26 protein-coding genes are annotated in these 22894 nt (G+C 44.8%); 19 read left to right on the top strand and 7 right to left on the bottom strand.

Annotated features, from left to right (window positions below):
• The first annotated feature begins 48 nt into the window (after positions 1 to 48).
• The 3 genes from DKT75_RS09850 (at position 49) to DKT75_RS09840 (ending at position 2651) form a co-directional block, all read left to right on the top strand.
• On the top strand, positions 49 to 1047 hold the full coding sequence (locus DKT75_RS09850; RefSeq protein ID WP_109823255.1) for an alpha/beta hydrolase family protein: 999 nt from the start codon (positions 49 to 51) through the stop codon (positions 1045 to 1047).
• Between the two features lie 360 nt (positions 1048 to 1407).
• Positions 1408 to 2292, top strand: a complete 885-nt coding sequence (locus DKT75_RS09845) for a hypothetical protein (RefSeq protein WP_146201350.1) — start codon at positions 1408 to 1410, stop codon at positions 2290 to 2292.
• A 32-nt stretch (positions 2293 to 2324) separates the two neighbouring features.
• Complete coding sequence (locus DKT75_RS09840) at positions 2325 to 2651, top strand: hypothetical protein (RefSeq protein WP_109823253.1); 327 nt, start codon at positions 2325 to 2327, stop codon at positions 2649 to 2651.
• A gap of 92 nt (positions 2652 to 2743) precedes the next feature.
• On the opposite strand, the gene DKT75_RS09835 is transcribed toward DKT75_RS09840, so the two are convergent.
• Positions 2744 to 3175: a hypothetical protein gene (locus DKT75_RS09835; RefSeq protein WP_109823252.1), complete on the bottom strand. Its 432-nt coding sequence runs from the start codon at positions 3173 to 3175 to the stop codon at positions 2744 to 2746.
• 282 nt (positions 3176 to 3457) lie between these two features.
• Here DKT75_RS09835 and DKT75_RS09830 point away from each other — a divergent pair, with 282 nt between their 5' ends.
• From DKT75_RS09830 to DKT75_RS09815, 4 genes are all read left to right on the top strand, one after another.
• On the top strand, positions 3458 to 4651 hold the full coding sequence (locus tag DKT75_RS09830; RefSeq protein WP_109823251.1) for an ABC transporter substrate-binding protein: 1194 nt from the start codon (positions 3458 to 3460) through the stop codon (positions 4649 to 4651).
• 41 nt (positions 4652 to 4692) lie between these two features.
• A complete protein-coding gene (locus DKT75_RS09825) occupies positions 4693 to 5583 on the top strand; it encodes an ABC transporter permease (RefSeq protein ID WP_109823250.1) in 891 nt (296 codons plus the stop codon).
• The gene (locus DKT75_RS09820) at positions 5580 to 6377 is read left to right on the top strand and encodes an ABC transporter ATP-binding protein (protein ID WP_109823249.1); all 798 of its coding nucleotides are present in this window, start codon (positions 5580 to 5582) and stop codon (positions 6375 to 6377) included. Before DKT75_RS09825 ends, DKT75_RS09820 begins: the two co-directional genes overlap by 4 nt.
• Before the next feature lie 76 nt (positions 6378 to 6453).
• Positions 6454 to 6960, top strand: coding sequence for a hypothetical protein (locus DKT75_RS09815; protein ID WP_109823248.1), 507 nt, complete (start codon positions 6454 to 6456; stop codon positions 6958 to 6960).
• On the opposite strand, the gene DKT75_RS09810 is transcribed toward DKT75_RS09815, so the two are convergent.
• Positions 6957 to 7724: a DeoR/GlpR family DNA-binding transcription regulator gene (locus tag DKT75_RS09810; protein WP_109823247.1), complete on the bottom strand. Its 768-nt coding sequence runs from the start codon at positions 7722 to 7724 to the stop codon at positions 6957 to 6959. The genes DKT75_RS09815 and DKT75_RS09810 overlap by 4 nt on opposite strands.
• Before the next feature lie 174 nt (positions 7725 to 7898).
• Between DKT75_RS09810 and glpD the strand changes: the two genes are divergently transcribed.
• The 9 genes from glpD to DKT75_RS09770 all read left to right on the top strand — a co-directional run bounded on the left by glpD (position 7899) and on the right by DKT75_RS09770 (position 17291).
• Positions 7899 to 9440 (top strand): glycerol-3-phosphate dehydrogenase, encoded by a 1542-nt coding sequence (glpD, locus tag DKT75_RS09805; RefSeq protein WP_109823246.1) that lies wholly within the window; start codon positions 7899 to 7901, stop codon positions 9438 to 9440.
• Between the two features lie 38 nt (positions 9441 to 9478).
• On the top strand, positions 9479 to 10567 hold the full coding sequence (locus DKT75_RS09800; RefSeq protein WP_109823245.1) for an ABC transporter ATP-binding protein: 1089 nt from the start codon (positions 9479 to 9481) through the stop codon (positions 10565 to 10567).
• A gap of 6 nt (positions 10568 to 10573) precedes the next feature.
• Complete coding sequence (locus DKT75_RS09795; RefSeq protein WP_109823244.1) at positions 10574 to 11668, top strand: ABC transporter ATP-binding protein; 1095 nt, start codon at positions 10574 to 10576, stop codon at positions 11666 to 11668.
• Positions 11661 to 12530 (top strand): carbohydrate ABC transporter permease, encoded by an 870-nt coding sequence (locus tag DKT75_RS22005; RefSeq protein WP_211665337.1) that lies wholly within the window; start codon positions 11661 to 11663, stop codon positions 12528 to 12530. Before DKT75_RS09795 ends, DKT75_RS22005 begins: the two co-directional genes overlap by 8 nt.
• A 3-nt stretch (positions 12531 to 12533) precedes the next feature.
• The gene (locus DKT75_RS22000; protein ID WP_211665334.1) at positions 12534 to 13337 is read left to right on the top strand and encodes a carbohydrate ABC transporter permease; all 804 of its coding nucleotides are present in this window, start codon (positions 12534 to 12536) and stop codon (positions 13335 to 13337) included.
• A gap of 11 nt (positions 13338 to 13348) precedes the next feature.
• Positions 13349 to 13627, top strand: a complete 279-nt coding sequence (locus DKT75_RS09785) for a DUF2160 domain-containing protein (protein ID WP_109823243.1) — start codon at positions 13349 to 13351, stop codon at positions 13625 to 13627.
• Positions 13628 to 13653: 26 nt separating this feature from the next.
• Positions 13654 to 15369, top strand: a complete 1716-nt coding sequence (locus DKT75_RS09780) for an ABC transporter substrate-binding protein (protein WP_109823242.1) — start codon at positions 13654 to 13656, stop codon at positions 15367 to 15369.
• 82 nt (positions 15370 to 15451) lie between these two features.
• Positions 15452 to 16948, top strand: a complete 1497-nt coding sequence (gene glpK / locus DKT75_RS09775) for a glycerol kinase GlpK (RefSeq protein ID WP_109823241.1) — start codon at positions 15452 to 15454, stop codon at positions 16946 to 16948.
• Positions 16941 to 17291, top strand: a complete 351-nt coding sequence (locus DKT75_RS09770; RefSeq protein ID WP_109823240.1) for a hypothetical protein — start codon at positions 16941 to 16943, stop codon at positions 17289 to 17291. The genes glpK and DKT75_RS09770 overlap by 8 nt, the downstream gene beginning before the upstream one ends.
• Here DKT75_RS09770 and DKT75_RS22375 read toward each other — a convergent pair.
• Both DKT75_RS22375 and DKT75_RS09765 read right to left on the bottom strand, forming a co-directional pair.
• Positions 17266 to 17649, bottom strand: coding sequence for a substrate-binding domain-containing protein (locus DKT75_RS22375; protein ID WP_281271414.1), 384 nt, complete (start codon positions 17647 to 17649; stop codon positions 17266 to 17268). The two genes, DKT75_RS09770 and DKT75_RS22375, sit on opposite strands and share 26 nt — an antisense overlap.
• Positions 17564 to 18145, bottom strand: a complete 582-nt coding sequence (locus DKT75_RS09765; protein ID WP_245923154.1) for a LysR family transcriptional regulator — start codon at positions 18143 to 18145, stop codon at positions 17564 to 17566. Before DKT75_RS09765 ends, DKT75_RS22375 begins: the two co-directional genes overlap by 86 nt.
• Before the next feature lie 102 nt (positions 18146 to 18247).
• On the opposite strand from DKT75_RS09765, the gene DKT75_RS09760 reads away from it, so the two are divergent.
• A complete protein-coding gene (locus tag DKT75_RS09760; protein ID WP_109823239.1) occupies positions 18248 to 18913 on the top strand; it encodes a glutathione S-transferase family protein in 666 nt (221 codons plus the stop codon).
• Between the two features lie 15 nt (positions 18914 to 18928).
• On the opposite strand, the gene DKT75_RS09755 is transcribed toward DKT75_RS09760, so the two are convergent.
• Entirely contained in the window at positions 18929 to 19306 is a 378-nt protein-coding gene (locus DKT75_RS09755) for a DUF1294 domain-containing protein (protein ID WP_109823238.1), read from the bottom strand.
• Between the two features lie 77 nt (positions 19307 to 19383).
• Entirely contained in the window at positions 19384 to 20622 is a 1239-nt protein-coding gene (nhaD, locus tag DKT75_RS09750; RefSeq protein WP_109823237.1) for a sodium:proton antiporter NhaD, read from the bottom strand.
• 246 nt (positions 20623 to 20868) lie between these two features.
• Here nhaD and DKT75_RS09745 point away from each other — a divergent pair, with 246 nt between their 5' ends.
• Both DKT75_RS09745 and cobT read left to right on the top strand, forming a co-directional pair.
• On the top strand, positions 20869 to 21189 hold the full coding sequence (locus DKT75_RS09745) for a 2Fe-2S iron-sulfur cluster-binding protein (RefSeq protein WP_109823236.1): 321 nt from the start codon (positions 20869 to 20871) through the stop codon (positions 21187 to 21189).
• A 9-nt stretch (positions 21190 to 21198) separates the two neighbouring features.
• Complete coding sequence (gene cobT / locus DKT75_RS09740) at positions 21199 to 22215, top strand: nicotinate-nucleotide--dimethylbenzimidazole phosphoribosyltransferase (RefSeq protein ID WP_109823235.1); 1017 nt, start codon at positions 21199 to 21201, stop codon at positions 22213 to 22215.
• Here cobT and trmB read toward each other — a convergent pair.
• Positions 22195 to 22860: a tRNA (guanine(46)-N(7))-methyltransferase TrmB gene (gene trmB / locus DKT75_RS09735; protein ID WP_109823234.1), complete on the bottom strand. Its 666-nt coding sequence runs from the start codon at positions 22858 to 22860 to the stop codon at positions 22195 to 22197. The genes cobT and trmB overlap by 21 nt on opposite strands.
• Positions 22861 to 22894: the final 34 nt, after the last annotated feature.

Raw genomic sequence — 22894 nt, 5'->3', positions numbered from 1 at the left:
GTGAAGCGTAAGTTGGACTCATGACAAACAATCTTGGAAGGTAATGATATGACGTCTTTAAAATTATTAGGTATTGGTTTCGGTTTACTCCTTAATCACGCTGCGATGAGTACAGGTTTTCAGTTCCAAAACGTTCCTGATCCCGATGATAAAACATTGGAGGTTGGTATTTGGTATCCCAGTGATTCGGTAGCGCCGACAAAACCAAACACGCCTTTCAGGCAAGCCTTGGCGCGTAAGGGAAAAGTCAAAGGAGAGAAGCTACCATTAGTCATTATCTCTCATGGTTTTGGTGGTTGGATGGGAGGGCATGCCGACCTCGCAAAGAGCTTAGCGGATGCAGGTTTTGTGGTAGCCGCACCGACTCATACCGGTAACAACGACGATGATGAAAGTTACCCTGCGTCGCGTTGGATGGTTGATCGCCCACGCCATGTGTCACGGGTTATTGATTATATGCACACACAATGGAAGCAGCGTGCAGCGCTTGATGTTGAGAAAACCGCAGTCTACGGCTTTTCAGCGGGTGGTTATACGGTGATGTCGTTGGCGGGAGCGGAGGTTAATGTTAAGCAGTTAACTGACTTTTGTGACGAACAGCCAACAGAGAGGGTCTGTGAAATGGGTTTGGATAAAGAGGTTGAAAACAGTGGTATGGCTAAGTCTGGGCAGGATATTTCAGGCAAAGACAAAAGAATTAAAGCGGTTGTAACCGTTGCGCCTGCCTTTGGTTTTGCTTATACAGCAGCGAGCCTAAATATGATTAATGTCCCAATGCAAATATGGTCAGGCGCGTTGGATGTGAATGTGCCTTATGAAAGCAATGTTGTTCCTATATTAGCTGGTTTGAAGAATAATCCTGAAATATATAATGTTGAAGATGCTGGACATTTTGCTTTTATGAAGCCATGTAACGCTGAACTAAAAGCGGCTAAGCCGAGGTTATGGGAGATGATTTGTGTGGATAAAGAAGGATTTGATCGAGCAGTGTTTCAGCTTAAGCATCAAGAGTTAGTGCTAGATTTTTTGCGTAAGACGCTTAAGTAATACTGAGCTTTATAATAAGTGCGGGCGTTATTGTTAATGCCCGCTCTCACTAGCCGTTACGACTTAAAACAGTATCTGTTTTTAATTCATCGCAAATCACCATAATGTCGTAGTGCTTTTTCAACGTTGCATGGTCTAGTGCGGTACGACCCGATTTATATACTTCCATGTAATAGTGATGTAATTACTGTAGTAGAAATCACACCCGCTTACAGAAAGTTTTTACATATATAAGCACCGTAAATAGTATTTAGTGCTTTAAATTTAAACATAAATTGGTTATTGTTTGATCTTGAAATGGGGCTTTTGGTTAAAAAGGGGTAGGTAATGCGATTATTAGGGTATGTGCTAAGGAGTAGATTGAGTCTACTTTCCACGGGGGTGGTAATTATTTCTCTAACAGCTTGCTCAAGTAACACCGTTACTAAAAGCCAAAATTTATCTGCGTCTAGTGTTGCTTATACCGAGACAGTGAATGAGTTGCTTGATGAAACAATTAAGCAGGTAATCAATGTTGATTCGAAGATCTTGGTGCGTACTAGAAATGGAACGAATCCAAGAAAGATGCTCGAGGAGAAGAACGAAACTCTGCAAGATCTGATCGGTGAAATTAATACTTTTCGTGGTCACACTGTCTTGATGAATAGCTATTTTTTAAACCTTCAAGGGCTTGCTGACTCTGAGCTTAAAAATGATGTTGGGGTTAACGTCGGAAGGATTAGTAGCCGTATTCATGCGCGTTCTTCTGGAGAAAAAGCGGTACTCACTGAAAGTGAAGAAGGTTATATCAGTAAAATCGGAAGCATGATGATTGGTTCTTATTATGCTGCCAATATTAAAGCAGCGTTAAAGCGAGATGCGCCAATTATCGCCAAACAGTTATTACTTCAGGAAAAGCAGCTAGCAAAGATTTTAGGTATTTTGCAGGATCGACTGGATACCAGGAGTCGTATGTACTTGTATGAAAATGTGGTTGCTCCTTATATAGACACTAAAGGTCAGCACTTCGATGAATCGACTTGGGTAGAGAGTCGTCGTCAGTGGTTTGAGTTACAACAGTCAGCGCCAATTTTTGCAAGTGTTAAAGAAGCGCATGAAGCACTGCGTCAAGCTTGGGAAGATATTTTGCGCGGCAAAAGAGATATTGGTGCGGTTGATATGATGTTAGTGGATGTTAATGACTTTTTAGAAACACTTGATGCTTTGGACGAATCCAGAGATCAATCTAGAAGCATTATTCAATAGATAAATCATTAAGTCTGAATGGGGAGAAACAGATGTCTATACTTGTACAAGAGTCATTAGATTCATTGCGTAACGCTCGTAACAAATTGTATGAGGTTGCTGCTTATGAGCTTAAAGGTTGGTCTTTAGATGATCAGGAAAAGTATGCGAACAACTTACATCGCATCACCAAGAGAATTATCGATATTGAGGCAGTCAAACTTGCAGAGATAAACAAAAAGTGCGGGAATGAGCTTAAGGAAGTAACCGCTAAGCTTGATAAGTTTATTGAAAAGGAAAGTAACTTATTACTCGCTGTTCGGAGCATCAATAACTTGCTAGGTGCTTTGGATGAGGTGGTGGGGCTAATAAAAACTTAATGCCTGATGGGTGCTAGTTCTTACCATTAACCGCTACGGGTTATCTTATAAAGTACCCGTAGCGTTTGGCCTGATGATTAGGTGACAGTGAATTAGTAGCTAGCAATTGGCCTGCCTTCCATAGGTGGCCGTTCAAAAATAGCCATCGTACCGGGCTCATCTGCATTAACGACGACACTATCTCCTTTGTGGCAGGCAAAGCTTGCGCTTTGTGCCCACCGTTCCACCTGAATGTCATATTGGTGGTATAAAACGGCGACTCTCGTCATTTCACCTTTTACCTTTTGAAGGTCTTTTCGGTAAGTGGTGCTGTAGTTGTTTTGCAGGTTTCTATTCGCGGCGATGTTGGTACGCCACTCCTGTGACGCATAGTCATAGTGCCATATTTTCTTAATTTTGAACTCACCACCCGTATGATCCTGAATGGTAATGTCTATATTTTTGCAACTACCTGCCATGGTCACTGCTGGCAATAGCATCATGCCAATTAAAGATAAAATTTCCGCAACTTTTAAAGTACTCATATCGAACTCCCTCGATGTTTTGATTGATAGTGTTTGATAGAGGTTTCTTATGACCGCTTATCTAGTTAAGCGCAGAAAGTGAGTAAATAAGCTCACTGATTCAATTGGAGTAGAGATGATTTTATTGTTAGGAATTGTTCCTTTTTATCGTGCTTACTCATAATTGACGTATCTTTTTTACTAGCGTAGATTCAAGTTATCTATAACGTGGTGTATTAGTTAGCAACTTCCTACTCCCCACGTTGCGAGGTATCACGACTAAAAAAACAAGAGGAGCGCCACATGATTAAGAACAAATTATCAAAAGCCTTTACGTTGGCAGCAGGTACACTATTACTGGGTATGACTTCGGCATCATTCGCCGCTGACAAGCATGTTGCAATCACTCAAATTGTTGAGCATCCAGCGTTAGACGCAGCTCGCCAAGGTGTTAAAGACGAGCTAGAAGCACAAGGTTACGTTGAAGGTACAAACCTGAAGTGGTCTTATGAAAGTGCGCAGGGCGCGCCTGCAACTGCATCACAAATTGCTAAGAAATTTGCCGGTGAAAATCCAGATGTTGTTGTTGGAATAGCGACTCCGTCGGCTCAGGCATTAGCTGCTTCTGCACGTGGTATTCCATTGGTGTATTCGGCAGTAACTGATCCAATTGGTGCGAAGCTGGTTAAGTCTGTCACAGAAGGGAATAAGAACGCGACGGGTGTTTCTGACTTGTCTCCTGTAAAAGCTCAGATGGAGCTAGTAAAACAGATCGTTCCTACGGCTAAACGTTTGGGTGTTATCTATAACCCTGGTGAAACTAACTCAGTGGTACTTATTGAGCTTGTTAAGCAGTATGCGCCAGAGCTAGGTATGACGGTTGTTGAAGGTAGTTCTCCAAAGTCATCTGACGTATTGGCAGCAGCTCGCTCGTTAGTGGGTAAGGTTGACGCGATTTACATTCCAACAGATAACACAGTTGTGTCTGCTTTTGAGTCAGTTATCAAGGTTGCATACGCAGCTAAGATTCCGGTGATTGCAGCAGATACTGACTCAGTAAAACGTGGTGCAGCGGCTGCATTGGGCTTCAACTACTATGACCTTGGTCGCCAAACTGGAAAGATCGTTGTCTCTATTTTGAAAGGCCAAAAGACAATCGACATCATTCCTCAAGGCGTGTCTAAGACTGAGTTATTTGTTAACCCAGAGTCAGCGTTGAAAATGGGCGTACGACTGTCTAAAGAGTTTGTTGAGTCGGCTAAAGTGGTGATCAGTGAAGAGTCACTAAAAGCAGAAATGGAAGCAGCGGCAAAAGCTGAAGCAGACGCCGCCGCTAAGGTTGAGTCTGATAAAGAAATGGCGATGGCAAAAGAAGCGGCTGACAAAGCAGTAGAGGTTGCTAAAGAAGCAGCAGCTAAAGCAGAGGTAGTTGCTAAAGAAGTCGCAGATACAGCAGTAGAAGCGGCAAGAGAAGCAGCTGCAGCTATAAAAAAGTAATCACTATTAATTTATAAAACCAACAATGGTAAGGATACTGGATGAGTTCGATTGCGGCTTTTGGGGCCTTAGAGAGCGGTTTGATTTTTGCATTAGTCGCTTTTGGAGTATTTTTCTCCTTTAGAATTCTGAATTTTCCTGACCTAACCGTCGATGGTAGCTTCCCAATGGGAGCTGCCATTAGCGCGGTATTGATCGTGTCAGGCATGAACCCTTGGTTAGCAACGCTAGCTGCGTTTGGAGGGGGCATGTTGGCGGGAATCGTCACGGCATTGATGAATGTAAAACTAAAAATTCTTAATCTATTGGCGTCGATATTGACGATGATAGCGTTATATTCGATCAATCTCCGCATTATGGGTAAGCCCAACGTGGCACTACTCGGTGAAAATACGGTGTTATCACCGACGGATGACTGGTCTATTCCTTATTACACGTCTACGCCCATTGTCTTTGGGGTGATTGTGTTAGTTGTGTTCTTTATACTACTTTGGTTTTTAAACTCTCAACCGGGTTTAGCGATGCGTGCGACGGGTGCAAATGCTCGAATGGCTGCGTCTCAAGGTATCAATACTGACCGTATGATTATCATTGGTATGGCAGTGTCAAACGGCCTTGTCGCAGTGGCGGGAAGCTTGTTTGCACAGTCAGCAGGTAGTGCAGATATCACTATGGGTGTGGGTGTTATCGTGATTGGTTTAGCCTCGGTAATCGGTGGTGAAGCGGTCATGAGTACCAAGACTATTATGTTGGCGTTACTGGCGTGTATCGTTGGTTCTATCCTCTATCGTTTCGCGATTGCGCTTGCGTTGAATGCTGACTTTATCGGTTTGAAAGCACAAGATCTTAACCTTGTTACTGCGGTACTGGTTGCCTTTGCGATCGTTGCGCCAAGGCTCAAGTCTAATATCATGGCGAGGATTAAGGCATGATTTACCTAGAAAATATCCACGTTACTTTTAACGCGGGCACACCGTTAGAAACACGTGCGGTTAAAGGTATTGATTTAACAATTAATGAAGGTGAGTTCGTCACGGTTATTGGTAGTAATGGCTCGGGTAAATCAACGACCCTTAACACCTTAAGTGGCGATATTAGTGCGAGTAAAGGTAAGGTGTTGATTGGTGATCAAGACGTCACAAAGTGGAGCGTTTCAAAGCGAGCAGGCTTGATTTCACGCGTGTTTCAAGACCCGTTAATTGGAAGCTGTGAGAACTTAAGCATCGAAGAAAACATGGCACTCGCGTGGCATCGTGGTCAGAAGTTTCGTTTTGTGAGTGCTTTAAACGATAAAAACCGTGAGGTGTTTAAGAAGCAGTTAGCGCGTTTAGGCTTGGGTTTAGAGAATCGTTTAGGCGATAAAATGGGACTGCTTTCAGGTGGTCAACGTCAGGCAATTAGCTTGCTTATGTCGTCGTTACAGCCTGCAAAAATTCTATTGTTAGATGAGCATACGGCGGCACTTGACCCTAAGACAGCCGCGTTTGTACTTGACCTAACCAATCAAATTATTCAAGAAAATAAGCTAACCACACTAATGGTCACGCACAGTATGCAACAGGCGTTGGAAGTCGGTACGCGTACGATTATGTTGCATGAAGGGAAGATCGTATTTGATGTGTCGGGTGATGAGCGTAAAGGCCTGACCGTGCGTGACTTATTAGACCTGTTTAAGCAAAATCAACAGGGTCAAGAGTTGTCAGATGACAGCTTGTTGTTGAGCTAATATAGCGTTAGCAAAGACTTACCCATTCCTAAAACTAAACGGCAACTAGACGTTGCTGAAATGGTACAGATGTAACATGCATTCACTACATGGATTTATTGCTATAGAAGACGTAGTTCGAGAGTTTGAACACGGGTTTAACGAAGGAACACCACCGCCAGCGAAGTCGATTGGCTTGTCGCAGGGCTTTGGTTTAGTACCAATGACGCCACAGTTGCGTGAACGATTGGCAGAGGTGACGGGTGAAGCGGATACACCGCATGCAGAGTTTTCAGAGCTGACTACGTCTGCGATGTGGGTGGCAAATATGTTGTCGCAGGTGGGTAAGGTTGCTTATATCCAGTCGGACAGTGAAACAGGTCATGACTCAGCAATGGTTTGGGAGTTTGGCGAAGTTATTTTTGAGCCTAAACAAACGCTAGCTGACGCGCCAAGTGCAGTTAACGAAGCGCTTAAGTTGTTGGGTGTGACGGTTGATAGTAAAGCTGATGAGTTTGCTGAGCTTGGTTTGGCTGACCACCCTTCAATCGAAGAGTGGTACAAAGCAGCACTGAAGCATATTGGTAAAGTAGCCGATCTTTAAGGCTTATCAGGTGTGTGAATAGTTACATTGTGCTGTTCACACACTACTTGTAGCTCGTCCGAGGTGCATTCATCCATAAATACATCTGTTAGTTGAGACACATGCCCAACTCTTACGGGCGCAGTACGTTCTAGTTTTCCTTTATCAGACACCAAAAAGCGTTCACGCGCATTACTGAGAATCGTTTGTGTGACTCGCGCTTCACGGTAGTCAAAGTCGAGCAGGGCGCCTTGCTCATCTAAAGCGGATGTGCCGATTACCGCATAGTCCAGTTTGAACTGCTTGATAAAGTCTACCGTCGCTTCCCCCGTAATACCACGATCACGATGTCGCAACACACCACCTGCAATGATAATTTCAAAGCTGGTGTTTTGTAGCAAGATGTTCGCGACGTTGAGATTGTTAGTCACCACCATCAGGTTATGGTGCTCTAACAGCGCACTCGCAACGGCTTCAGTTGTTGTGCCAATATTAATAAACAGCGAACTATTGTCAGGAATTTGGGCTGCACACAGTGCACCGATTTGTTTCTTTTCTTCGGAATATAATGCCTGACGTTGTTCATATTGTACGTTTTCAGTACCTGATGCGAGTATTGCCCCCCCATGTGCCCGAACTAATAATTTGCCGGCACAAAGTGAGTTTAAATCTTTTCGAATGGTCTGTGGTGTGACGTCAAATGACTGTACCAGTCCGTCTACAGTGACTCTTCCATCTTGGCGCGCAACATTCATTATCTGTTGCTGGCGTAGTGATAGCTGCATGTATCTTCCCCTTTTGACACGCAAGCATATCTGAAATTTCTTTAAAAGTTGATTCAAATTTATCTGACATATCTCATAACGAAATAAAATAAACAAAAAACGAATATTCAATTGCTAAAACGAAAATATTCGAACATACTCGAAGCATAAATTATTCGGTAAGGTTCGAGTGACATGAGGAAATCATTAGAGACAACATACGATGTTGCTGTTGTTGGCGGCGGCATCAACGGTTGCGGTATCGCTAGGGATTCTGCGGGTCGTGGTCTATCGGTGGCTCTTTTTGAGAAAGACGACTTAGCTCAAGCAACATCCTCATCAAGTACAAAATTAATTCATGGTGGCCTAAGGTATTTAGAACATTATGAGTTTCGTTTGGTACGTGAAGCGTTAACCGAACGCGAAATATTATTAAAAAGCGCACCTCATATTATTTGGCCGATGCGCTTTGTATTACCTCACCATAAAGAGTTACGCCCAGCTTGGCTGCTGCGTTGTGGCCTATTCCTATATGACCACATCGGTGGCAGAAAGCTGTTACCCGCGACTAAAACGTTAGACCTTCGCACTAATGAGTGCGGCAAGCCTTTGATTAATATGTTCAAAAAGGGCTTCGAATACTCAGATTGCTGGGTCGACGATGCACGACTAGTTGCACTCAACGCCTTGGATGCCAAAGGGCATGGCGCTGATATCTACACGCAAACTCGCTGTACCCATGCAGAGCGTGTAGACGGTATTTGGCACGTCACGGTGAAATCAAATATTGATAACTCATCGCGAATGATCAAAGCGAAAGCCTTGGTCAATGCCGCAGGCCCTTGGGTTGATGAGTTATTGGGCGCTATTAATGAGCGAAAAGCAGATCAAAAGAATGTTCGTTTAGTCCGTGGTAGTCACGTGATTGTTCCTAAGCTTTACGACCATGACCGTGCCTATATTTTTCAAAATGCTGATGACCGCATCATCTTTGCGGTGCCGTATGAGCAAGACTTTACTTTGCTAGGGACGACCGACCAAGAACACGACAGTATGGATACTCCCGTGGAAATCACGGAAAGAGAAACACAATATATCTGTGATGCAGCCAGTGTTTACTTCAAAAAATCAATCACACGTGAGTCGGTTGTTTGGACTTACTCGGGTGTGCGACCTCTGTTTAATGATGGTGCGAGCGAAGCGAAAGAAGCCACCCGTGACTACGTGTTGAAAGTATCGGATGTTGAAGGTAAAGCGCCATTATTGAATATCTTCGGTGGAAAAATAACAACTTACCGTCATTTAGCGGAAGACGCGCTGGAGAAGCTAGCCAATTACTTACCGAATATGGGTAAGGCTTGGACGAGTGAGGCAAGCTTACCAGGTGGTGAGTTTGGTGTTTCAGAAGTGGATCAGCTGACGGCTAAGTTACAGAGTGATTTTCCATTTTTGAGTGAGCAGTGGGCAACGCGATTGTTCAAAGCTTACGGGATGCTGGCATGGCGTTTACTGGAAGGTGCGAAGGTTAAAGAAGATCTTGGGCAATCTTTTGCCGCAACATTGACCGAAACAGAGTTGGTTTATCTACAAGATGTGGAATGGGCAACAACTTCTGAAGATGTTTTGTGGAGACGTACTAAACTTGGTTTACACATGACAGAAAGTGAGCGTACTGAAGTGGCTGACTGGTTTGCGCAGCAGTCAGAAGTAAGCAAAGTGGTATCAAACGTTGGCTAACGATATTTAGCGTTAAGTAATTACAAGGAGGAGAGAGCATGAGCTTTAAGCTGGAACAGGTATCCAGTGTCGTTGGCGGTAATACACATATTTACCCACTCGACCTGACCTTAACCGCAGGAAGCCTAAACGTATTATTAGGTCCTACTCAAGCGGGTAAGACGAGCCTAATGCGTTTAATGGCGGGACTGGATAAGCCGACGACGGGAGATATCTCTTGGAATGGCGACAGAATGAATGACGTGCCTGTACAAAAACGCAATATTGCGATGGTGTACCAGCAGTTCATTAATTATCCTGCGATGACGGTTTACGAGAACATTGCATCTCCTCTCCGCATTCGTGGTTTAAGTAATAAAGCCATTGATAAAAAAGTCATGGAAGCTTCAGAGTTGATGAAGCTAACGCCGATGCTACAGCGTAAGCCGTTGGAGTTATCAGGTGGACAGCAACAGCGTTGTGCACTCGCCAGAGCCTTGGTTAAAGATGCAGACTTAGTGCTGCTTGATGAGCCATTGGCTAACCTAGATTATAAACTTCGCGAAGAGCTTCGTGAAGAAATGCCAAAAATATTCACCGAGTCAGGTGCCGTATTTGTTTATGCGACGACTGAGCCAACCGAAGCACTATTGCTAGGTGGTAACACGGTAGCGATGTCCGAAGGCAGAATCGCACAGTTCGGAAAAACACTAGACGTCTACCGTAATCCAAAAGATATGACGACCGCTCGCGTATTCTCTGAACCACCCATGAACTTCTTAAAAATCACCAAACAAGGGGGGGAGTTACATGTCCAAGGTGAGCAGACACGTACTGCAACAGGTGCTTTTACTACGTTAGATAATGGCCAATATACGGTCGGTATTCGCCCAAACCACTTAATGCTGCACCGTCCTAGCGATGATGCTTTAGCCATTGAAGTGACTGTTAGCGTCGTTGAAATCACGGGCTCAGAAAGCTTCGTTCATCTACTACATGGTGATCAGCGCTGGGTCTCTTTGGCACACGGTATTCATCACCCAGAGTCAGGATCAACATTGACGGTTTATGTTGACCCATCGAATGCTTATATCTTTGATGAAAACGAACAAATGGTGCGCGCACCAGAACTAGCGAAGGTGGCATAGAAAGCTATGGCAGAAATTCACTTAAAAGGTTTAGCGCATAGTTATGACCCGAATGCTTCGGAAGAAGGTCATTACGCACTAAAACAAATCGATCACGTTTGGGAAGACGGCAAAGCGTATGCGCTACTAGGTGCGTCGGGTTGTGGTAAGTCTACCTTACTCAATATTATTTCTGGGTTACTACATCCGAGTAAAGGGCAGGTCTTATTTGACGGCGTGGATGTTACTAATCTTCCAACAGAAGAACGTCACATTGCTCAGGTTTTTCAGTTCCCAGTTGTTTATGACACGATGTCTGTATATGACAACTTGGCGTTTCCATTGCGTAATCGTGGGCATGACGAAGCAACCATAAAAGAGCGTGTGCTAAACATCGCTGAAATACTGGAAATGACGGATGTCTTGAATAAAAAGGCCCGTGGTTTAACTGCGGATGCTAAACAAAAGATCTCTCTAGGGCGTGGTTTAGTGCGCGAAAACGTTGCTGCTATCTTGTTTGATGAACCGCTAACAGTAATCGATCCACACCTAAAATGGCTTTTACGTATGCAGTTGAAATCACTGCACTTACGTTTAAAACGTACAATGATTTATGTAACACATGACCAAACAGAAGCACTGACTTTTGCAGATAAAGTCGTCGTGATGCATGACGGTTATGTTGTTCAAATCGGTACGCCAGAAGAGTTGTTCGATAAGCCACAACATACTTTTGTTGGATACTTTATCGGCAGTCCAGGTATGAACTTTATAGACGCTAAAATTACTGGTTCGCAGGCAGTTATCGCAGGTGAAACGGTTGAGTTAGCAGCAAGCTATGAGATTAAAGACAGCGACAAAGTGGAGCTTGGTATTCGTCCGGAGTTTGTCACGTTAAGTGCAGCACCGAGTGCGGGTAGCTTCAAAGTAAGTGTTAAACGCATCGAAGATATTGGTCGTCATAAAATTGTTCATGTTGATTTTAATGGTAATGACGTTAGCGCGATCGTTCCTGAAAACGTCGCTATTACCGATGATTTTACTAACATGGTCTTCGATCAGAGCCGTATCAATATCTATTCCAATGATTGGCTAGTCGAAGGAGGGTTGTCTCATGACTAAAACATGGAATAACAAAGCGTGGTTTATGGTGTTACCAGTGGTGATACTGGTCGCCTTTAGTGCGCTATTACCGTTGATGACGGTAGTGAATTATTCGATTCAAGATACCTTTGGTAACAACCAATTCTTCTTTGCAGGATTTGAGTGGTTTGAAGAAATCATGACCTCATCGCGCTTCCATGATGCGTTGGGTCGTCAGTTCTTATTCAGTACTATTATTCTTGCGATTGAAGTGCCGCTCGGTATTTTTATTGCCATGAACTTGCCGTCAAAAGGTTGGAAGTCGTCACTGTGTTTAGTACTGATCTCACTGCCGTTACTGATTCCTTTGAACGTAGTAGGAACGATCTGGCAGATCTTCGGGCGTGCTGATATCGGTTTACTCGGTGCATCCATTGCCGCACTCGGCCTCGACTATAACTACACACAAAATGCAGTTGATGCATGGATCACCATTATTGTAATGGACGTGTGGCACTGGACGTCACTGGTTGCACTGCTTTGTTTTGCAGGTTTGCAATCTATCCCTGAAGCTTACTACCAAGCAGCCCGTATCGATGGTGCGAGTAAGTGGGCAACGTTCCGCTATATCCAGCTACCCAAGATGCATGGAGTGTTGCTAATCGCAGTGTTACTGCGCTTTATGGACAGCTTCATGATCTACACCGAGCCGTTTGTATTAACCGGTGGTGGCCCAGGAAACTCGACCACATTCTTATCAATAGACTTAGTGAAAATGGCAATCGGTCAGTTTGACCTTGGCCCTGCAGCAGCGTTCTCGTTGATCTATTTCTTAATTATTTTGTTAATGAGTTTCATCTTCTACACCGTGATGAACAGCCTAGACAAGAAGGAGGGCTAAACTATGAAAGTGACTAAAAGTGGTATGGTGATGTTCCTCTATATCCTGTTCTTGATGCTGCCGATTTACTGGTTGCTGAACATGAGTTTGAAGACTAATAACGAGATTTTAAATAGCTTCTCGCTATGGCCTCAAAATCTCACCTTTGAAAACTACATGACGATTTTTACCGACAAAAGTTGGTACTCGGGTTACATCAACTCCATTACTTATGTGTTGATGAACACGGTAATCTCGATCTGTGTGGCACTACCCGCAGCTTATGCTTTTTCTCGCTACCGTTTCATGGGTGATAAGCACTTGTTCTTCTGGTTGCTAACAAATCGTATGGCACCACCTGCAGTATTTGCATTGCCATTTTTCCAGCTTTACAGCTCGGTAGGTTTGTTTGACACACACATTGCGGTAGCACTGGCTCACTGTCTGTTTAACGTACCGTTAGCGGTATGGATTTTGGAAGGCTTTATGTCTGGTGTTCCAAAGGAAATAGATGAGACGGCTTACCTTGATGGCTACAGCTTTACACGATTCTTCACGCGTATTTTCATGCCATTGATTGCATCAGGTATCGGTGTAGTGGCGTTCTTCTGCTTCATGTTCTCATGGGTAGAGTTACTGCTTGCACGTACCTTGACGTCGGTAGTTGCAAAGCCAATTGCTGCAACCATGACACGAACCGTTTCCGCCGCGGGGATGGACTGGGGAGTGCTTGCCGCAGCAGGTATTTTGACAATCGTACCGGGTGCATTGGTTATTTACTTTGTTCGAAACTACATCGCTAAAGGCTTTGCCTTAGGCCGCGTCTAGGAGGATTAGATATGGATTTAGCTTGGATGGGATGGACATGGCAGACCGGCGCGTTTTTCGGCTCTATCGTGTTAGCACTGATCGGTATGACGATCTTTTCAATTAAGTATCCGCAGTCGCCAAAAATGGGCATCTTGCGGTTCGAAACAACACCGGGCGACCGGTTATTTATGTCATTGCTAGGCAGCGCATTTATTTGTTTAGGTTGGTTGGCAATGTTTGGTTCACCGTTGTGGTGGGCATTGTTAGTGTGTTGCATCTACGCGTTTTGTGTATTTCGTTGGGTGTAAAAAATCGTAATCACGGAGGAAGGAAAATGAAAGTTAAATTGTTATCAACGGTCATTGCAGCAGTCCTGTTTTCAGGCTACTCGCAGGTGACGATGGCAGATATGGACGCGGCTAAGCGTCTAGTAACGGAAGAGTTTCAACCATCAACCCTGTCACAGGATGATCAGCTGAAAGAGATGCAGTGGTTTATTGACGCTGCTAAGCCTTTCAAAGGCATGAAGATCAATGTTGTGTCAGAGACGATTGCAACGCATGAGTACGAAGCAAAGACGCTAGCTAAAGCCTTTGCAGAAATTACAGGTATTGAAGTCACTCATGACCTGATTGGTGAAGGTGATGTGGTTGAAAAACTGCAAACTGAAATGCAATCGGGTAAGAGTATCTACGATGCTTACATCAATGACTCAGACTTGATCGGAACGCATTATCGTTACCAGCAAGTTGTACCTTTATCTGACTATATGGTTGGTGATGGTAAAGATGTTACTAACCCAATGCTGGACATCAAAGACTTCATTGGTACGTCATTTACAACAGGCCCAGACGGCAAGCTTTACCAGCTTCCTGATCAGCAGTTCGCTAATCTTTACTGGTTCCGTTATGACCTGTTTAAGCGCGAAGACATCAAAGCTGACTTTAAAGCGAAGTATGGTTATGACTTAGGTGTGCCAGTTAACTGGTCTGCTTATGAGGACATCGCTGAGTTCTTTACGGGTCGTGAGATTGATGGTGAGAAGTTCTACGGTCACATGGACTACGGTAAGAAAGATCCATCACTAGGATGGCGTTTCACCGATGCTTGGTTGTCAATGGCAGGTGCTGGAGACAAAGGTATTCCAAACGGTTTGCCAGTTGATGAGTGGGGGATTCGTGCAGAAGGTTGTCGTCCAGTCGGCTCAACAGTTGAGCGTGGTGGTGCAACAGACGGCCCAGCGGCGGTCTACTCTGTGACTAAGTACGTTGAGTGGTTAAAGAAATTTGCGCCACCAAATGCACAAGGGATGACATTCTCGGAGTCTGGCCCTGTGCCAAGTCAGGGTGGTGTTGCTCAACAGATTTTCTGGTACACAGCATTTACAGCATCATTGGTTGATCCAGAAGGTGCAAAGGCTGTTATGAATGAAGATGGTACGCCTAAGTGGCGTATGGCTCCTTCACCTCATGGCGCGTACTGGGAAGAAGGTCAGAAGCTAGGCTATCAGGATGCAGGTTCTTGGACATTAATGAAGAACACACCACCTGAGCGTCGTAAAGCGGCGTGGTTGTATGCACAGTTTGTTGTGTCTAAGACGGTTTCTTTGAAGAAGAGTCACGTCGGTTTAACGTTCGTTCGTGAGAGTGATATTCAGCATGAAAGTTTCACTGAACGTGCGCCTAAGTTAGGTGGTTTGGTTGAATTCTATCGTTCGCCAGCTCGTCTACAGTGGTCGCCTACTGGTATTAACGTTCCTGACTATCCTAAGCTAGCGCAGCTTTGGTGGCAGAACATTGGTGATGCTTCATCAGGTGCGAAAACACCTCAAGAAGCAATGACGTCATTGGCTGAAGCTCAGGACAAAATCATGAGTCGTTTGGAGCGAGCAAATGTACAGGGTGACTGTGGTCCTAAGTTGAACGAGAAGAAATCTCGTGACTACTGGTTAAGCCAGCCGGGCTCGCCAAAAGCGAAGCTTAGCAATGAAAAGCCAAAGCCAGAAACCATCGATTATGATGAGTTGATCAAGTCTTGGACTAAGAGTTAATTAGTTTTAAAACTTGAGTTAAACTAAGGGACTAGCGCCACGGCGCTAGTCCCTTTTTTGTACGTTTGAAGTAGGAGAAAATATGAGTCATTTTATTGCAGCTATCGATCAAGGCACGACCTCTACCCGTTGTATTATTTTTGATAAAGACTTAAAGGCGATTGCTAGCGCGCAAGAAGAGTTTACTCAGCATTTCCCTAACTCTGGCTGGGTTGAACACGATCCAAGTGACTTAGTTAATACGGTTAAATCGACGTTTGCTCAAGCGATAAAAGAAGCAGGTTTAATGCCTTCAGATATCGCGAGTATCGGTATCACTAATCAGCGTGAAACCTTAGTGCTATGGGATAGAATCACGGGCGAACCACTGTATAACGCCATCGTTTGGCAAGACCGCCGCACTGCAGACTTCTGTCAAAGCTTAAAAGATCAGGGCTTAGAAGCCATGATTACTGAGAAAACAGGCTTACGTGCCGACCCCTATTTCAGCGGTACAAAACTACATTGGTTGCTTAAAAACGTAGACGGTGCAAAAGAGCGCGCAGCCAATGGTGAGTTATATACAGGGACGGTAGACACGTGGCTGATCTGGAAACTGACGGGTGGCAAACACCATGTCACGGATGCGAGTAATGCGAGTCGTACGATGCTTTACAACATCCACGAAGGACAGTGGGATGACGAGATTCTCACGACGTTTGAAATTCCTAAAAGCTTATTGCCAAAAGTGAAAGATAGCTCTGCTGACTTTGGTCACTGTGCAGAGTCAGAGTTGGGTGCGGCAATTCACATCGGTGGGGTTGCGGGTGATCAACACGCAGCTATGGTCGGGCAAGCGTGTTTTGAACCGGGCATGATGAAGTCCACTTATGGCACAGGCTGTTTCGCCATGGTTAATACTGGCGACAAAGCAGTAACGTCTAAAAATAATCTATTAACAACCATCGCTTATCAACTTGATGGTAAGACGGTTTACGCATTAGAAGGCTCAATATTTATAGCGGGTGCGGCTGTTCAATGGTTGCGTGATGGTATTGGTGTGATCGAAGAAGCCTCTGAAACAGAGGCAATGGCAAAGGCGGCTGACCCGAAAGAAGACGTGTATTTAGTCCCTGCATTTGTTGGTTTAGGTGCGCCTTATTGGAACCCAAATGTGCGTGGTGCGATGTTTGGCATTACTCGAAATACAGGGCCAAATGAGTTTTCCCGTGCAGCGCTTGAGAGTGTGGCTTATCAAACCTTAGATTTGATTGATGCGATGCGAGCGGATAGTGGCGAATTGCAGGATACTGAGTTGGTGTTGCGAGTGGATGGTGGAATGACAGCATCTAATTGGACGATGCAGTTTTTGGCGGATATGTTGGATTGTGAAGTTGACCGTCCGACAGTGTTGGAGACGACTGCTCTGGGTGTTGCTTATTTGGCGGGGTATCAGTCGGGTTTGTATCCTGAGCCTGCGCAGTTTGCGAAAGAGTGGGCTTTGGACAGAAGCTTTAAATCATTGATAGATGAGCAGCTTAGAGCTAAGAAGTATGATGGTTGGAAGCGGGCGGTTGAGAGTACGATTAGCTATGGCTGATACGCTTAAAATCACCGGTGAAAATTGGTCTGGGCACTTAGTATTAGGCGCTCAGACTAAAGCCCGTGGACGTGTAAATGGATACTCATGGTACTTGCAGCTAAAAAGTAATGTATTGCTTGTAGAAATAGCAGAAGATCCCTCTATTGAGCCAGCAGATTTACCAATGGTAGGTTTTGGTTGTGGTGGCTGGTTGTACGAATCTAAAGAGTCTCAGTCACTAGATACCGACGCGGATGCTATCGGTTATGTAGATGATAAAGTGCAATTGGCATTTGCGTTATTCCGTGAGAAGCAGTTGGATTACCTTCCCGCAATCACTTGTCCGTGTAGTGATTTATAACATCAATCAAGGCTAACAACTTAGGCGAACACTTCCGCTTCTTAGGATAAATTAACGAAGAGCGAAACTTATAAGGTACGCTCTCCACGTTCAGTTGCATGAGCTTTCCATCCGCTAAGTCTTCTTCGACCACACAGGCCGGCAGCAAACCTATCCCTAAGTTTGCTAATAAACAACGGCGCACAACTTCTGCATTTGCAAAAGATTGACGAGGCTTTAAGGTCAAATTATGCGCTTTAAAGTGAGCTTCCGCATGGATTCTATAACTGCAGTCAGGGTCGGTAGTGATGAGTGGCAGTTGCGATAAAGCTTCTAGTGATAGTGCTGTTTTTTTGATAGCTTCGAGGGTGACAAACATAAATCACATCTTCATCGTTTATATAATGATAGTGCCACTGTTCTGATTCCTCTGTTTCCATGATGATGGCTGCATCAATCTCCCCATGCTGTAAAGCTCGCACATAATCGAAAGGCTCATGCGTCAGTAAAACTTCAATTTGAGGTGCAGCTGGTTGAAGTGCTTCAATCAGCTTTGGCAAACGGTAAATACACATTGAACTAGGGGCGAACAGTTTTAATTCACCTTTCGGTTCGTATGCAATGCTCTGGGCTTCTTGAGTGATGTCGTTGACCAGTAAATTAAACTGCCGAAAACTAGGTAATAGCTGCTTACCAGCAGCACTCAATACGATACGTCGTCCCACTGGCTCAAATAAGTCGATACCGAGCTCCAAGCTAAGTTCTTTGATTTGAGCAGATATGCTGGATGGCGCACGGTGAAGGGATTTAGCAGCGAGTCTGACACTACCAAGGTCTGCAACGGCTAATAAACTTCGAACTTGGTGAGGTGTCATTGTGCTGATTATCCGAATGATTAAGTCTGAAATATTCGCTTTTTATGTTTCTATTGCCATTCTATAGTTAACGCTTCTGAAATTTGAAGCAAGGAATTAAATATGCACCTCTATATCGCTTATAAAAATTACTCGTCGTGGTCACTACGCACTTGGATTGCGATGAAGGTGGCGAACATTCCTTTTGAAGAAACCATTCTTCCTTTTTATCACGGTGACAGTTTGGATAAGTTGGGCGAGCGCTTCGCTATTCCTGCACAAGTGCCGGTACTAGAACATGATGGTGCAATCGTTTGGGATAGTTTAGCGATCATGGAACACTTAGCTGAAGTGTATCCTGACCGTCAGTTGTGGCCTGAAAGTGCCTCGCTGCGTACCTTAGCGCGTTGTGTGAGTAGTGAAATGCACTCAGGTTTTATGAATTTGCGTCAAGCTTGCCCAATGAACTGCCGTAGCAATAAGCGTTTATCTAAAGAGCAGTTGGCGCTAATACAAGGTGATTTGGAGCGAATTGCTGCTTTATGGGCGAAGTTTGAGGCGGTTGATAAGCCAGAAGGTGACTTCTTATGTGGTCAGTTCGGTATTGTCGATGCGATGTATGCACCCGTTATGTGGCGCGTGTTGGGCTATGGCTTGGACGTTTCACCTGCCTTTAATAACTGGGCTAAAGCGATGAAAGCACTACCTGAAATGCAAGAGTGGCTGGCTGCTGCACAGCAGGAAGAGTGGGTACTTGATGAGTATGAGGCGTGTGCAGAAACAGTTTAGGGCTTCAAGCTAACGTTATTGTACGGCTAACTTTTCTAAGAAAGACAGTGAGTCTATTGCGTAAAGGAAGCCAGTTAGCATGGCTAGGTTGCCAATAACAGTTAACCAAAGCACCACTCTAAAAGATACTTTTTGGGTCTTATGACGCAGCCTTTGTTGACCAATTAACGCACCCGGCCAGCCACCAAATAACGCCAGTAAATGCAGTGTGTTTTCAGGTGTACGTCGCTCGTTTTTTCGAGCGGCGTTTTTGTCTTTCCAGTACATGACAAAGGTTATCAAACTGAGCACGAGATAGGCTGCAAGCGCAATGGTTGGCAGCTTTCCAAATAACGTTAAAAGTCCCAAAGCCAGTAGAAATAACAAGCTTAGCGATATTGAGAAAGTTCGCATTCGTTTGATCCTTTGTGTTGTGTAGAAGGAGTGTTACCGCACGATATACATGCGGTAACAAGCTTGCTTGTGTGTTACTAAGCCAAGGCTAACATGTGGCCGACTCCCCAGCTGGCTGCAAACCCAATGGTATACGCCAATAGCAAGTGACCTGAAAAACGTGCGTAACTCATGAAGCTTAGCAACTCATGTCCTGCCTTACTCATCGCAATGATACCTGCTGCAGAGCCAATGATCAGTAGCGAACCACCTACACCAACTGCATACACAAGACTCAACCAGTTACCGTCATCCATGCTCACTTCAGAGTGTAAGACGGCCGCTGTTAGTGGCACGTTATCCACTAATGACGAGAGTAAGCCTAGTACGTAATTTGCGATGGGAGTAGGCATGATCGTGTACAAATCACTTAAGTTACTCAGTGTGCCAAGCTGCTTCAGCATGCCGACCATCAGCAATACACCTAGGAAGAATAGCAGCGCATCGAACTCGATCATGCGAACATTGCGCATCATGTCTTCATCGCCGTTGAGGAACTGCATGATTAAGAATAGCAGCCCTAAAGACACTAAAAATGTCAGTACAGGCGGCACGTCATACATAATATTTAGGGCAAGAATAGCGACGATGGTTAGGAGAAACTGTCCGCCAGCGATTAGATCTATTCCCGGGATTTTCTTCTTTTCATGTTCAACGATGACATCGCCTTCCAGCTTTAAACCTAACACTAGCGTTAAGGCTATTAAGCCAAAGTAAGCGGGTACGATAAGTAGTAGCAAGTTAGGGATAGTCACTTTGTCTGCCATGAACACCATGAGCGTCGTCACATCACCCGTGATTAGCGAGACGCCACCAGAGTTAACGCCAAACACTGTCACCGCAGCAAAGCGGAGGAAGTCACTCTTCGATAAGTTGAGTGGCAACAACAAACTCATGCACACCAAAGTACTCGTGACGTTATCGGCCAACGATGAGAACACAAACGCAAAGTGGGCTGTCATAAATAGTAAGGTGCGTTTGCTCAGTTTTTGGGGCAGCAGTCTGAGGACGATGCCGGAGATAAGGTTGCGGTTGTTGAGGTAGGCAACAAAGGTCATGGCAGATAATAGGAATAGCCATAAGGTGGCAATTTCCAATAGGTTTTCATTGAGCGCGAGATGCACTTCTTCTGTGTGCGGTGACTGACCAATGAAGTACAGCAGCCAAACGAGGCTACCAAAAAACAGGGTGGTTTTAGCTTTGTTTATATGAGTAAGATCTTCGATAACAATGCTGAGGAAGCCTAAGCCAATCAAAATGAGTAGTAGGGTATTCATGTGGTTCTCGCTACAAAATGCAGTTAGTACAGCTATGGCTGTGTAATTCGGTCAGTCGTTAGCCGCTATATTCTGCCTGAGTGGCTATCAGTGCAACCGATATTTACCACTTTTATGTTCACATTCTTAGTCGTTATGGCCGCTTACTTTTGAGGCAAGTCCTTTTTAATTCGAGCCTTTTGTTTAACGTGCAAAAAGCTTGGTATAATACGTCGCAATTAACTCAATATAATAAGGAGGCTGACAGTGGCTTTAGTTTTTTATGTAGCATTTGACGGTTCACAGCACGAAGCAGATGTTCCCGTTGGCAGCAGCGTGATGGATGGCGCGGTTAATAATGGTATTGACGGTATTTTGGCAGAGTGTGGCGGAGCAATGAGTTGCGCAACGTGTCATGTCTATATTGATGATGCATGGGTTAGCAAAGTTTCAGCACCAACTGAGATGGAACAAGAGATGCTGGAAGTCGTGAGTAACCCGAAAGAGAACAGTCGTTTAAGCTGTCAGGTTACGATTACTACTGAAATGGAAGGCCTAAAAGTTCACCTACCTGAATCACAATTCTAAAAGGCTAATATGAGCACTTTTGACCAGCAAATACAGCAAGCGATCGACGGCAAAACTAAGCCAGTGGGTTCTCTAGGTACGCTTGAGAAAGTCGCATTTCAAGTCGCTAAGATTCAACAGAGTCTGACGCCTACGTTAAGTAATCCAACGATTTTAACGTTCGCTGGTGACCATGGCGCAGCAAAGGCCGGCGTGAGTGCTTACCCGCAAGAAGTGACTTTCCAAATGGTGATGAACTTCTTGAATGGTGGCGCAGCGATTAATGCTTTTTGTCAGCAAAATGATATCGCTTTAAAAGTGGTTGATGCGGGTGTTAATTTCGATTTTGCCGACGCGCCACACCTTATCGATGCCAAGATTGCATATGGCACCGCGAGTTACATTACTGAGCAAGCGATGACGGCTGAGCAGTTACAGGCGTGTTTTGACAAGTCGGCTGCTATTGTTGCTGATGTTGCTAAAAACGGTTGTAATATTATCGGTTTTGGTGAGATGGGGATTGGTAACACAGCCTCGGCTAGCTTGATCATGAGCGCGCTTTGTGGTCTTCCGTTAGAGCGCTGTATCGGTCGTGGTACAGGTTTGGATGATGAGGGGATGCATCGCAAGTTTGAGCTACTCGCTGAAGCTAAAGAGCGACACGGTGACATTTCTGACCCGCGTATGGTCTTGCAAACTTACGGTGGTTTTGAAGTCGCGCAAATCTGTGGCGGTATGTTAGAAGCTCAGAAGCAGGGTATGGTTGTACTGGTTGATGGCTTTATCGCAACAGCTGCATACATGGTTGCTGCGGCTATTGAGCCAGCGCTGAAAGACAACGCTATTTTCTGCCACACGTCTGGAGAGTCTGGGCATCGTTTGATGTTAGACACGTTAGATGCAGAGCCACTGCTTGATCTTGGTTTACGCCTTGGTGAAGGCACAGGTTGTGCCGTTGCTTACCCGTTGATTAAGAGTGCAGTTGCATTTTTAAGTGATATGGCAAGCTTTGAGTCAGCAGGTGTTTCAACGGCTGACAGTGCTTAAACAGCGATAAACTGGTTGCCCGCTTTGGCAGTACTTGCGCTCAAACAGCGTAGTGTATTGTCCGGCGGGGTCATACAACTCACACCCCTCTGAGTCCTGCGCTGCCAGTTTAAGCGCCTCACAAAACTCTTCGATATATATTTTCCAATTGCTTCGCACTTCCAATAAACCACCTAGTGCCAACAAGTCTGTAAACGCAGGGTGCGCATGCCAGCGATACTTAAGCTGTACTGACTTTGGGTAAGGGTTAGGGTAGAGCAGGAAGTGTTTTTCGAGTGTCCAATTGGCTTCTTTTGCGAGTTTCCAAAAGTCGACACAATCGGCTTGCGCCATGATCAGATTATCAGGCAGCTTATCTTCGTACTCTTTACCTAAGCGTTTTGAGGAGCGGTCTAAACCAATCACCCAAGCATGAGGATTTTCCTCTGCAATCAAACGGCTACTAGTGCCCGTGCCACAGCAAGAGTCCATAATTAACGGCTTGGACTCTGTTGCAATGGTACGAGTAACTGCTTCAAACGCATCAATCGTATGTTGAGCAGGAGGCTTCAAAAAGGGAGACTGTAAGTGCCTCAAAACAACCTTTTGAAGATTGTCGTGAATACCCGTCTGGTTACTATAAATCTCTCTAGAATCTGCGCTCATGAACAATAAGTACTAATGATTAGGTTTGAAAAGG

Source organism: Leucothrix arctica, assembly GCF_003172895.1.
Taxonomy (GTDB): Bacteria; Pseudomonadota; Gammaproteobacteria; order Thiotrichales; family Thiotrichaceae; genus Leucothrix; species Leucothrix arctica.
The sequence above is the reverse complement of the archived record's forward strand: the minus strand, read 5'-3'. Positions and strand labels throughout refer to the sequence as shown.

Excerpts from the sequence above, each read along its gene's own strand:
- DKT75_RS09850 (WP_109823255.1), top strand. The coding sequence starts at position 49 with ATGACGTCTTTAAAATTATTAGGTATTGGTTTCGGTTTACTCCTTAAT.
- DKT75_RS09840 (WP_109823253.1), top strand. The coding sequence starts at position 2,325 with ATGTCTATACTTGTACAAGAGTCATTAGATTCATTGCGTAACGCTCGT.
- DKT75_RS09835 (WP_109823252.1), bottom strand. The coding sequence starts at position 3,175 with ATGAGTACTTTAAAAGTTGCGGAAATTTTATCTTTAATTGGCATGATG.
- DKT75_RS09830 (WP_109823251.1), top strand. The coding sequence starts at position 3,458 with ATGATTAAGAACAAATTATCAAAAGCCTTTACGTTGGCAGCAGGTACA.
- DKT75_RS09825 (WP_109823250.1), top strand. The coding sequence starts at position 4,693 with ATGAGTTCGATTGCGGCTTTTGGGGCCTTAGAGAGCGGTTTGATTTTT.
- DKT75_RS09820 (WP_109823249.1), top strand. The coding sequence starts at position 5,580 with ATGATTTACCTAGAAAATATCCACGTTACTTTTAACGCGGGCACACCG.
- DKT75_RS09815 (WP_109823248.1), top strand. The coding sequence starts at position 6,454 with ATGCATTCACTACATGGATTTATTGCTATAGAAGACGTAGTTCGAGAG.
- DKT75_RS09810 (WP_109823247.1), bottom strand. The coding sequence starts at position 7,724 with ATGCAGCTATCACTACGCCAGCAACAGATAATGAATGTTGCGCGCCAA.
- glpD (WP_109823246.1), top strand. The coding sequence starts at position 7,899 with ATGAGGAAATCATTAGAGACAACATACGATGTTGCTGTTGTTGGCGGC.
- DKT75_RS09800 (WP_109823245.1), top strand. The coding sequence starts at position 9,479 with ATGAGCTTTAAGCTGGAACAGGTATCCAGTGTCGTTGGCGGTAATACA.
- DKT75_RS09795 (WP_109823244.1), top strand. The coding sequence starts at position 10,574 with ATGGCAGAAATTCACTTAAAAGGTTTAGCGCATAGTTATGACCCGAAT.
- DKT75_RS22005 (WP_211665337.1), top strand. The coding sequence starts at position 11,661 with ATGACTAAAACATGGAATAACAAAGCGTGGTTTATGGTGTTACCAGTG.
- DKT75_RS22000 (WP_211665334.1), top strand. The coding sequence starts at position 12,534 with ATGAAAGTGACTAAAAGTGGTATGGTGATGTTCCTCTATATCCTGTTC.
- DKT75_RS09785 (WP_109823243.1), top strand. The coding sequence starts at position 13,349 with ATGGATTTAGCTTGGATGGGATGGACATGGCAGACCGGCGCGTTTTTC.
- DKT75_RS09780 (WP_109823242.1), top strand. The coding sequence starts at position 13,654 with ATGAAAGTTAAATTGTTATCAACGGTCATTGCAGCAGTCCTGTTTTCA.
- glpK (WP_109823241.1), top strand. The coding sequence starts at position 15,452 with ATGAGTCATTTTATTGCAGCTATCGATCAAGGCACGACCTCTACCCGT.
- DKT75_RS09770 (WP_109823240.1), top strand. The coding sequence starts at position 16,941 with ATGGCTGATACGCTTAAAATCACCGGTGAAAATTGGTCTGGGCACTTA.
- DKT75_RS22375 (WP_281271414.1), bottom strand. The coding sequence starts at position 17,649 with ATGTTTGTCACCCTCGAAGCTATCAAAAAAACAGCACTATCACTAGAA.
- DKT75_RS09765 (WP_245923154.1), bottom strand. The coding sequence starts at position 18,145 with ATGACACCTCACCAAGTTCGAAGTTTATTAGCCGTTGCAGACCTTGGT.
- DKT75_RS09760 (WP_109823239.1), top strand. The coding sequence starts at position 18,248 with ATGCACCTCTATATCGCTTATAAAAATTACTCGTCGTGGTCACTACGC.
- DKT75_RS09755 (WP_109823238.1), bottom strand. The coding sequence starts at position 19,306 with ATGCGAACTTTCTCAATATCGCTAAGCTTGTTATTTCTACTGGCTTTG.
- nhaD (WP_109823237.1), bottom strand. The coding sequence starts at position 20,622 with ATGAATACCCTACTACTCATTTTGATTGGCTTAGGCTTCCTCAGCATT.
- cobT (WP_109823235.1), top strand. The coding sequence starts at position 21,199 with ATGAGCACTTTTGACCAGCAAATACAGCAAGCGATCGACGGCAAAACT.
- trmB (WP_109823234.1), bottom strand. The coding sequence starts at position 22,860 with ATGAGCGCAGATTCTAGAGAGATTTATAGTAACCAGACGGGTATTCAC.